The sequence below is a fragment of the Streptomyces anatolicus genome, assembly GCF_019400875.1.
In the GTDB taxonomy this organism is placed as follows: Bacteria; Actinomycetota; Actinomycetes; order Streptomycetales; family Streptomycetaceae; genus Streptomyces; species Streptomyces anatolicus.
This window is the reverse complement of record NZ_WMBF01000308.1, coordinates 1-7,588: the sequence shown is the minus strand read 5'-3', so window position 1 is coordinate 7,588 and position 7,588 is coordinate 1. Positions and strand designations below refer to the sequence as shown.

The 7,588-nt window shown below is 73.2% G+C and carries 7 protein-coding genes; 1 reads left to right on the top strand and 6 read right to left on the bottom strand.

Annotated features, from left to right (window positions below):
* Window positions 1–40 precede the first annotated feature (40 nt).
* A complete protein-coding gene (locus GKQ77_RS23160) occupies window positions 41–754 on the top strand; it encodes a PspA/IM30 family protein (protein WP_219690851.1) in 714 nt (237 codons plus the stop codon).
* Between the two features lie 310 nt (window positions 755–1,064).
* Here GKQ77_RS23160 and GKQ77_RS23155 read toward each other — a convergent pair whose 3' ends face one another.
* The 6 genes from GKQ77_RS23155 to GKQ77_RS23130 form a co-directional block, all read right to left on the bottom strand.
* Window positions 1,065–3,779: a SpoIIE family protein phosphatase gene (locus tag GKQ77_RS23155; RefSeq protein ID WP_219690850.1), complete on the bottom strand. Its 2,715-nt coding sequence runs from the start codon at window positions 3,777–3,779 to the stop codon at window positions 1,065–1,067.
* 173 nt (window positions 3,780–3,952) lie between these two features.
* Complete coding sequence (locus tag GKQ77_RS23150; protein ID WP_219690849.1) at window positions 3,953–4,369, bottom strand: ATP-binding protein; 417 nt, start codon at window positions 4,367–4,369, stop codon at window positions 3,953–3,955.
* A gap of 126 nt (window positions 4,370–4,495) precedes the next feature.
* Window positions 4,496–4,894 carry a (deoxy)nucleoside triphosphate pyrophosphohydrolase gene (locus GKQ77_RS23145; protein WP_219690848.1) on the bottom strand — a complete coding sequence of 133 codons (399 nt, stop codon included), beginning with the start codon at window positions 4,892–4,894 and terminating at the stop codon, window positions 4,496–4,498.
* A gap of 65 nt (window positions 4,895–4,959) precedes the next feature.
* Window positions 4,960–5,148 carry an SPOR domain-containing protein gene (locus GKQ77_RS23140; RefSeq protein ID WP_219690847.1) on the bottom strand — a complete coding sequence of 63 codons (189 nt, stop codon included), beginning with the start codon at window positions 5,146–5,148 and terminating at the stop codon, window positions 4,960–4,962.
* 232 nt (window positions 5,149–5,380) lie between these two features.
* Window positions 5,381–6,136, bottom strand: a complete 756-nt coding sequence (locus GKQ77_RS23135) for a GntR family transcriptional regulator (RefSeq protein WP_219690846.1) — start codon at window positions 6,134–6,136, stop codon at window positions 5,381–5,383.
* Window positions 6,137–6,248: 112 nt separating this feature from the next.
* Window positions 6,249–7,466, bottom strand: a complete 1,218-nt coding sequence (locus GKQ77_RS23130; protein WP_219690845.1) for an alpha/beta hydrolase — start codon at window positions 7,464–7,466, stop codon at window positions 6,249–6,251.
* Window positions 7,467–7,588 lie beyond the last annotated feature (122 nt).

The following is a 7,588-nucleotide window of genomic DNA, read 5'->3' as shown; positions in this document are numbered from 1 at the left end:
CGTACATCCCTCTCGACCCTCGTACAAGGAGGACCAGGCCATGACGAAGCAGACCATCCTCGGCCGTGTCACCCAGCTCGCCAGGGCGAACATCAACGCGCTCCTCGACCAGGCCGAGGATCCGCAGAAGATGCTCGACCAGCTGATCCGCGACTACACGGACAACATCAGGGAGGCCGAGGAGGCGGTCGCGACCACCATCGGCAATCTGCGGATGCTGGAGCAGGACCACCGGGAGGACCAGGACGCGGCCGTGGAGTGGGGCGGCAAGGCGCTCGCCGCGAGCCGGAAGGCCGATGAGCTGCGGGCGGGCGGGAGCGCGACGGAGGCCGACAAGTTCGACCGGCTCGCCAAGGTGGCGCTCGGGCGGCAGGTGCAGTGCGAGAAGGAGGCGAAGGCGGCCGAGCCGACGATCGCCTCGCAGACGGAGATCGTGGACAGGCTCAGGTCGGGGCTCGACCGGATGAAGACGAAGCTGGCGGATCTCCGGTCGAGGCGCGATCAGCTGGTGGCGCGCGCCAAGACCGCGCAGGCGCAGAACCAGATGATGGACGCCGCCCGGACCATCGACGTCCTCGACCCGACCAGCGAGCTGAGCCGCTTCGAGGAGAAGGTGCGCCGCGAGGAGGCGCGGGCGCTCGGCAAACAGGAGCTGGCCGCGTCCTCGCTCGACGCGCAGTTCGAGGAGTTGGACGGCCTGGGCGACGCGGCAGAGGTGGAGGCCCGCCTCGCCGCCCTCAAGGCGACCACGTGAGGCGGGCCCTCGTGGCGGGCGCGTGAGCCCGGCCGCCCCCGCTGTGAGGGCGCCGCTCAGGCCGGTCGGGCGCCCCGCCTGAGGCCCAGGGGGCGCGCCCCCTGCGGGCGCCGGACAGCGAGAGCCACGACCGTCCGAGCCTGAAGCCGGTCGGCGCCCGCATGAGGCCCAAGGGGTCGGCACGCGCCCCCCTCTGCGGGCGTCCGCACGCCAGACCAGCGGACGTCCGTCTGGGACACCCCAGACCCGCGCCCGCCCGCGCGCACCGCAGGGCCCCGCACGGGGAGCCGGCCGGCGGCTGGGCGCGGGGTCAGAAGAGGCTGAGCAGGGCCTCCGCCGGGTCCACCGGTTCGGTATCGCCGTCGGGGAGTGGCAGTTCGAACCAGACCGTCTTGCCCCGCGGGGTCCTCCGGGAGCCCCAGCCGGCGCTGAGCAGGCCGACCAGTTGGAGGCCGCGGCCGCCCTCGTCGGTGTCGCGGGCTCGTCGGCGGCGCGGCTGGACGAAGCCGCCGTCCCAGACCTCGCAGACCAGGGTGCGGTCGAGCAGGAGGCGGAGTCTGATCTCCCCCTCGCCGTACCTCAGGGCGTTGGTGACCAGCTCGCTGACGAGCAGTTCCGCCGTGTCGCAGAGGGGATCGAGGTCCCAGTCGCGCAGCTGGTCGCAGGCGAGTTCGCGGGCGCGCCCCACCGACTTGGGGTCACGCGGCAGCGTCCAGTCCCCGACGTGCTCGGCGGGCAGGCCCTGGACACGCGCCGTCAGGAGGGCGATGTCGTCCTCGCCGTGGTGGGTGTCGAGGGTGTTCAGGACGTGGTCGCAGACGTCCTCCAGGGCGGGAGGCGCGTCGTTGAGGGCGCGTACGAACGCGTTCAGGCCCTCGTCGAGCGGATGGTCGCGGGACTCGACGAGCCCGTCGGTGTAGAGGGCGAGGAGCGCGCCCTCGGGGAGTTCGACCTCGACGTCCTCGAAGGGTTCGCCGCCCACCCCGAGCGGCAGCCCCGGCGGCACGTCGAGCATGAGCGCCGATTCGCCGGGCTCGACGAGGACGGGCGGCAGATGCCCCGCGTTGGCGAAGGTGCAGCGGCGGGTGACGGCGTCGTAGACCGCGTAGACGCACGTCGCGAGGTACACCTCGCTGAGGTCGGCGTCCGCGGCCTTGCGGGCGGCCCGGGGGCTCTGCTGGGGCCCGGCGGGGCTGCCGAGGCCGCGGGCGATCTCGTCGAGGGCGGAAAGGACCTCGGCGGGCTCCAGGTCCAGGAGGGCCAGGGTGCGCACGGCGGTGCGCAGCTCCCCCATGGCGACGGCGGCGCGCAGGCCGCGGCCCATGACGTCGCCGACGACGAGGGCTGTGCGGTGCCCGGGCAGTTCGATGACGTCGAACCAGTCGCCGCCGACCTCCGTCGCGGCGTTGCCCGGCAGATAGCGGCAGGCGATGTCGAGCCCGGACGCCTCGGGGTCACCGGGCGGGAGCAGGGACCGCTGCAGTATCAGGGCGCGCTCGTGCTCGCGGCGGTAGAGGCGGGCGTTGTCGATGCAGACGGCGGCGCGCGCGGCCAGTTCGACGGCGAGCGCCCGGTCCCGCTCGCCGAAGGGTTCGCTGCCCTTCGTACGGGAGAACTGGGCGAGGCCGACGACGGTGTCGTGGGCGACCATCGGCACCGCGAGCGTCGACTGGATGAGGCCGCCGGTGAGACGGCTCGCGGACTCGTCGTCCTCGGCGGTGGTCAGCCGGGGGCGGGCCGCGCGCAGGGCGTCGGCGCAGGGCGAGGTGAAGGCGAAGCGATGCACGGAGCCGACGTCGACGGGCTCGCCGCCGTCCGGGAAGGGGGCGTCGGCGACGGCGCTCGAGAAGGCCACGCGGCGCAGTTCCGCGCTGCCGTCGGCGAGGCCGGGCGGGGTCTCGTCGCCGTCGAGCAGGCCTTGGTAGAGGTCGACGGAGGCGAGGTCGCAGAAGCCGGGGACGGCGACGTCGAGGAGTTCCCTCGCGGTCGTCTCCAGGTCGAGGGAGTTGCCGATGCGGGCGCCCGCCTCGTTCAGGAGGGCGAGGTTGCGGCGGGCCTGGGCGGCCTCGCGGGCGGCCGCGTGCCGCCGGGTGACGTCGGTGCCGAGGCCCGCGACGCCGATGGGGCGGCCCGAACCGCTGTGCACGCGGTAGAGGTTGATCGACCAGTGCCTGCGGTCCTTGCCGCCGGGCGTGGGGCCGACGATCTGCATGTCCGTGACGGCGTCGCCGGTCTCCAGGACCCGCTTCATCGCGGCGGCCATCCGGTCGGCCTCATGGCGCGGCAGATAGTCGTGGACGGTGCGGCCGCGCTGGTCCTCGACGCCGCCGCCGAAGACCTCGGCGAAGCGGCGGTTGGCCCGCAGCACCTTGAGATCCGTGCCGAACAGCAGGAAGCCGAAGGGAGATTGGCCGAAAATGGCCTGCGAGGAGGCGAGGTCCGTCTCGATCTGCCGGAGCGCGCGGACGTCGACGACGATGCAGACCGCGGCCCGCTCGCCCTCCTCCGTGCCGGTCGGCATGACGTAGACCTCGGCGATGCCCTCCATGCCCGATGCGCCCGGCCCGCCCGGTCCGCCCGGTCCGCCCAGTCCACCGGATCCGCCGCCTTCGCCCTCGGGGACGCGGAAGGGGACGACGCCCGTCCACTCCCGTCCGTCGAGGATCTCTGCCATCTTGCGGTGGCCGTCGGCACGCAGCTCGGGCGGCACGAACGCCTCGATGGGGTCCTTGCCGACCGCGTCGCGCGCGGCGACCCCGAACAGCCGCTCGGCGCGCACGCTCCACTGGTCGACGAGGCCGTCGGGGCCGATCGAGAAGGAGGCGACCTTGATGTAGTCGTAGATCGAGCCGGGCGGGCTGCTCTGCCAGGTCACGTCGGCCGCCGGGCCGGCCGGCACGTCGCAGGACCCCTCCCCCGCGTCACCGCTCGACTCACCGGCCGCCGGGTCACCCGACGGCCGCTCGGCCTGCGCGTCGCCCGACGGCCCCTCGGGCTCCGTCGCCTTCGCTGGTATCTCGCTCACGCGAACCGTCCCCTCCAGCTCACCGCGTCCGGCACCGGCCGCCGCGTACGGCTGACCGCAGTATCCAGCACTACGGTGCCGCGCCACACGGCGTTCACGATCACAGCACGGACTCGTCGCTTTTTGGCCCGTGCTGCTCTTGTGCCCGACGCCCTTCGCACACTGCAAGTCTTCTAACCCGGCAGCGCCAGCTCGAACCACACCGTCTTGCCCGTGCTGCCCGGGCGGCCGGGACGCGTGCCCCAGCTCCGCGAGGAGCGGGCCACCAGCTGAAGGCCGCGGCCGCCCTCGTCGTCGGGTGCGGCGGTGCGGGCGAGCGGCGGGTCGGGGAGCGGGTCCGAGACCTCCACCAGGAGTGCGCCCAGCGGGTCGGCGGGGCGCACGAGGCGTACGCCGATGGGCCCGGACGCGTACCGCAGGGAGTTCGTGACCAGCTCGCTCACCAGCAGCGCGGTGACATCACCGAGGCGGGCGAGGCCCCAGTCGCCGAGCTGCTCGCGGACGACGGAGCGGGCGGTGCGGACGGCGCCGGGGTCGGCGGGGAAGTCCCACTCCGCGCAGTCGCCTTCGGTGTCGATCACGCCGATCACTTCCAGACCATCGGCAGAACCTGTCCGATTTCGGGCGGTTAATGGGCACATACCCGATATGCGGGTGGCTTTACCGTGCCCGGGGGCGCACTGTGGCACGAACGGCGTAGAGGTGCGCGGGAGGTGTCAGTGCGCGGCGTGTGGCTGTTCGAGCGCTGCGGTGACCGCGGGCACGTCCGCGGCAAGCCACTCGACCGACCAGATCTGATCAGGGGCGAGCCAGCGCAGTTCGTCATGGTCCTGGAGAGGCTCGGGCACTCCCGAGCGGAGGCGGGCCTTCCACACCCGAAGGGCGTATCCCTTGGCGAGCGGCCACTGGCCCGGCACGCGCTCCAGGATCTCCACCTCGACGCCCAGCTCCTCGCGCAGCTCGCGCGCCAGCGCGTCCTCGCACCGCTCGCCCGGTTCGACCTTGCCGCCGGGCAGCTCCCAGCCGCCCGCGAGTTCGGGGGGCGCGCTGCGCCGCGCGGCGAGCAGGCGTCCCTCGTCGAACAGGGCGGCGCCCACCACAATGCGTTCGTTCATGCGCGGGAGCTTAGAGCCTGCGCTATAGGGTCCGTCCGGCCCGTCAGGTCCCGCCGCCCCCTGGGCTACTGGCGTCCGCCGCCGTTCTGGTTCAGCCGCTCGACCGAGTACAGCTGGTCGGAGCCGAGGTCGTCGAGGCTGTCCGCGATCTTCTGGGCCTCGGCCTTCGTCGCGAACCTGCCCACGCGATAGCGGTTGCCGTCGTCGTCTTGTCGTATGACGAACCAGGGCAGCAGGACCGTCCCGTCGCTCATCGCGCTCCTCCGCTCGCCGCCCCCGGCGCGCGCCACGCCTCGATCACCAAGGAAACCGCACTCCGCATATGCCCGAGCCTACGCCCGACCTTTACTCAGCGGATACGAGTTTGCACAAAGAGGTACGCAGGCCGTAGTCAATCGGCCATCAGGACGACAAGGGCCGGGGGCGCACCGCGTGGATGCGCCCCCGGCCCCGCCCCGGACCTCCCCGCCGCGTCCGGGGCCGCGCTCACTTCACGGGCAGGTGGTACGCGACGCGGTACCGGTCGGCGGGGACGACGAGGTCGGCCGTCTCGACCGGGCGGCCCGAGGCGTAGTACGTCCGCTGGACGACGATGACCACATGGCCGGGGACGCCGCCGAGCGCGGTCAGCTCCTCGGCGAGGCCGGGGCGGGCGCCGACCTCCTCCGCCACGTTGTCCACGACGACGTCGATGGCCGCCATGCGGTCCACCACCCCGCAGCCGCCGAGCGGGCCCTCCTCGGGGAGCATCACGGGGGTGCGGCCCGTGACGGCGAGGGGCTCCCAGGAGGTGGAGAGCATCATCGCCTCGCCCGCGTCCCGGAACACGTACTTGGTGCACATCACGCGGTCGCCCGGGCGGATGCCGAGGCGCTCGGCGATCCCGGCGCCCGCCTCGGCCTGCTCGCTGCGGGACTCCCAGGTGCCGCGCGCGCCGTCGGCGGCCTGCTCCTGGCGGAAGGGGGTCGAGCCGCCGTTCACCGCGCGGTAGCCGGTGCGGATGATCTTGCGGGGGGCGGGGTGCTCGCGCACATACGTCCCCGAACCGGAGCGGCCCTCGACCAGGCCCTCGGCCATCAGGACCTTGCGCGCCTCCAGGGCGACGGTGTCCGAGACGCCGTACTCCTCGCGGATTCTGGCCTGCGAGGGGAGCCGGGTGTGCGGCGGGAGCGAACCGTCGACGATCTTCTTGCGAAGATCACCCGCGACGCGCAGATACGCCGGCTGCTCACCGAAAGTCACTGGCCACTCCCATCAGGTTGACAGACAGCTACAGCCTGGCAACCGTGGGTTGTTGGCTGCAACCCAAGGCCAAGGAATCACTCGAAGTGATGAAGTCTGCCCTCGCAGGTCTTTACGCAGGGCTCTTTCCCGGATAAGGCGAACGATCAAGCCTGCTGAGGAAACGTTCGGTCGCCGCGCGGGCGATCTGGCTGCCCCAGCCGCCCCAGTTCACGTCGAAACAGTGATCGGCCCACGGCAGTTCGACGTACGTCGCCGGGGCCCCGGCCCCCTTCAGGCGCCGCGCCAGCTCGCGTGCCTGCGCCACCGGCACCGCGCGGTCCGCGCCGCCGTGCAGCAGCAGGGTCGGGGGCAGGTCGCCCCGCACCAGGCGCGCGGGCGAGCCGAGGCGGTAGCGGGCGGGGGCGGAGGCCGCCGAACCGCCCATCAGGCGCGCCATCATGGGGTCGGCGCGCAGCGCGGTGCCGGCGATCAGGCGGCGCATGTCGGTGGGCCCGTAGAGCGAGATGACGCCCGAGACCGAGCTGTCCCGCGCCTCGCAGGAGGCCGGGACCCGGCTGTCGCCGTCGGTGTAGGCGGCGGAGAGCGCGAGGTTGCCGCCGGCCGAACTGCCCATGAGCAGCAGGCGGTCGGGGTCGACGCCGTATGCGCGCGCGTGACGCTTGACCCAGCCGACCGCGCACTTCACGTCGCCGATCTGGTCGAGCTGGGTGGCGCGGGGCGCGAGGCGGTAGTCGATGTCGAAGACGGACCACCCGCGCGCGTTGAACCACCGGTTCCATTCCGGGGTCTGGCTGCGGTGCCCCTTGTTCCAGCCGCCGCCGTGCACCCAGACGACCGCGGGATGGCGCACTCCGGCCCGCTTGGGCAGGGCCCACAGGTCGAGGTCCAGCCTGTGACCGTGCCCCCGCCGCCCGCGCGCCTCGCGGTCGCCCACGCGCGCGTAGGTGAGCGTGCGGGAGCGGTCGGGCACCTTGGCGTAGTTGACGCCGTCGAAGTAACCGGCGGGGGTGAGCGGTTGCCCCTGCCGTACGGCCGTGCCGTACGCGGCGGCGTAGGGCATCACTCCGTAGACGAGCGCCGCGAAGGACGCGAGTGAGGCGAGCCCCGCGCACCAGGGGTGGCGCCGCCCCGCGAGCGCGGCGGCGAGCAGACCGATGAGCCCCGGCGCCACGAGCAGCAGCCCCCAGGAGGTGATCGCGGCCGCGACGAGCACCAGGAGCGGGACGCGGGGCAGCGGGGAGGCGACGAGAACGGCGAGCGCCGCGTTCAGACTCCCGCCGGCGAGCAGCAGGACCCTGGCCACGAGGGGCGGCACGACGGACGTCACACCGAAGAACTATCACAGAAGCGGACAAAAAGCCCTTAGGGCGAGGGTACCTCGCGGACGGCACGGACGAAGCGGCGGGCTCGGCGCGGGAGTTGTCCGCCCCGCCGCACGCCCCGCCGCAC

What these genes read in the sequence shown, in the direction of transcription:
- GKQ77_RS23160 (WP_219690851.1), top strand. Translation starts at nt 41, where the DNA reads ATGACGAAGCAGACCATCCTCGGCCGTGTCACCCAGCTCGCCAGGGCG.
- GKQ77_RS23145 (WP_219690848.1), bottom strand. Translation starts at nt 4,894, where the DNA reads ATGAACGAACGCATTGTGGTGGGCGCCGCCCTGTTCGACGAGGGACGC.
- GKQ77_RS23140 (WP_219690847.1), bottom strand. Translation starts at nt 5,148, where the DNA reads ATGAGCGACGGGACGGTCCTGCTGCCCTGGTTCGTCATACGACAAGAC.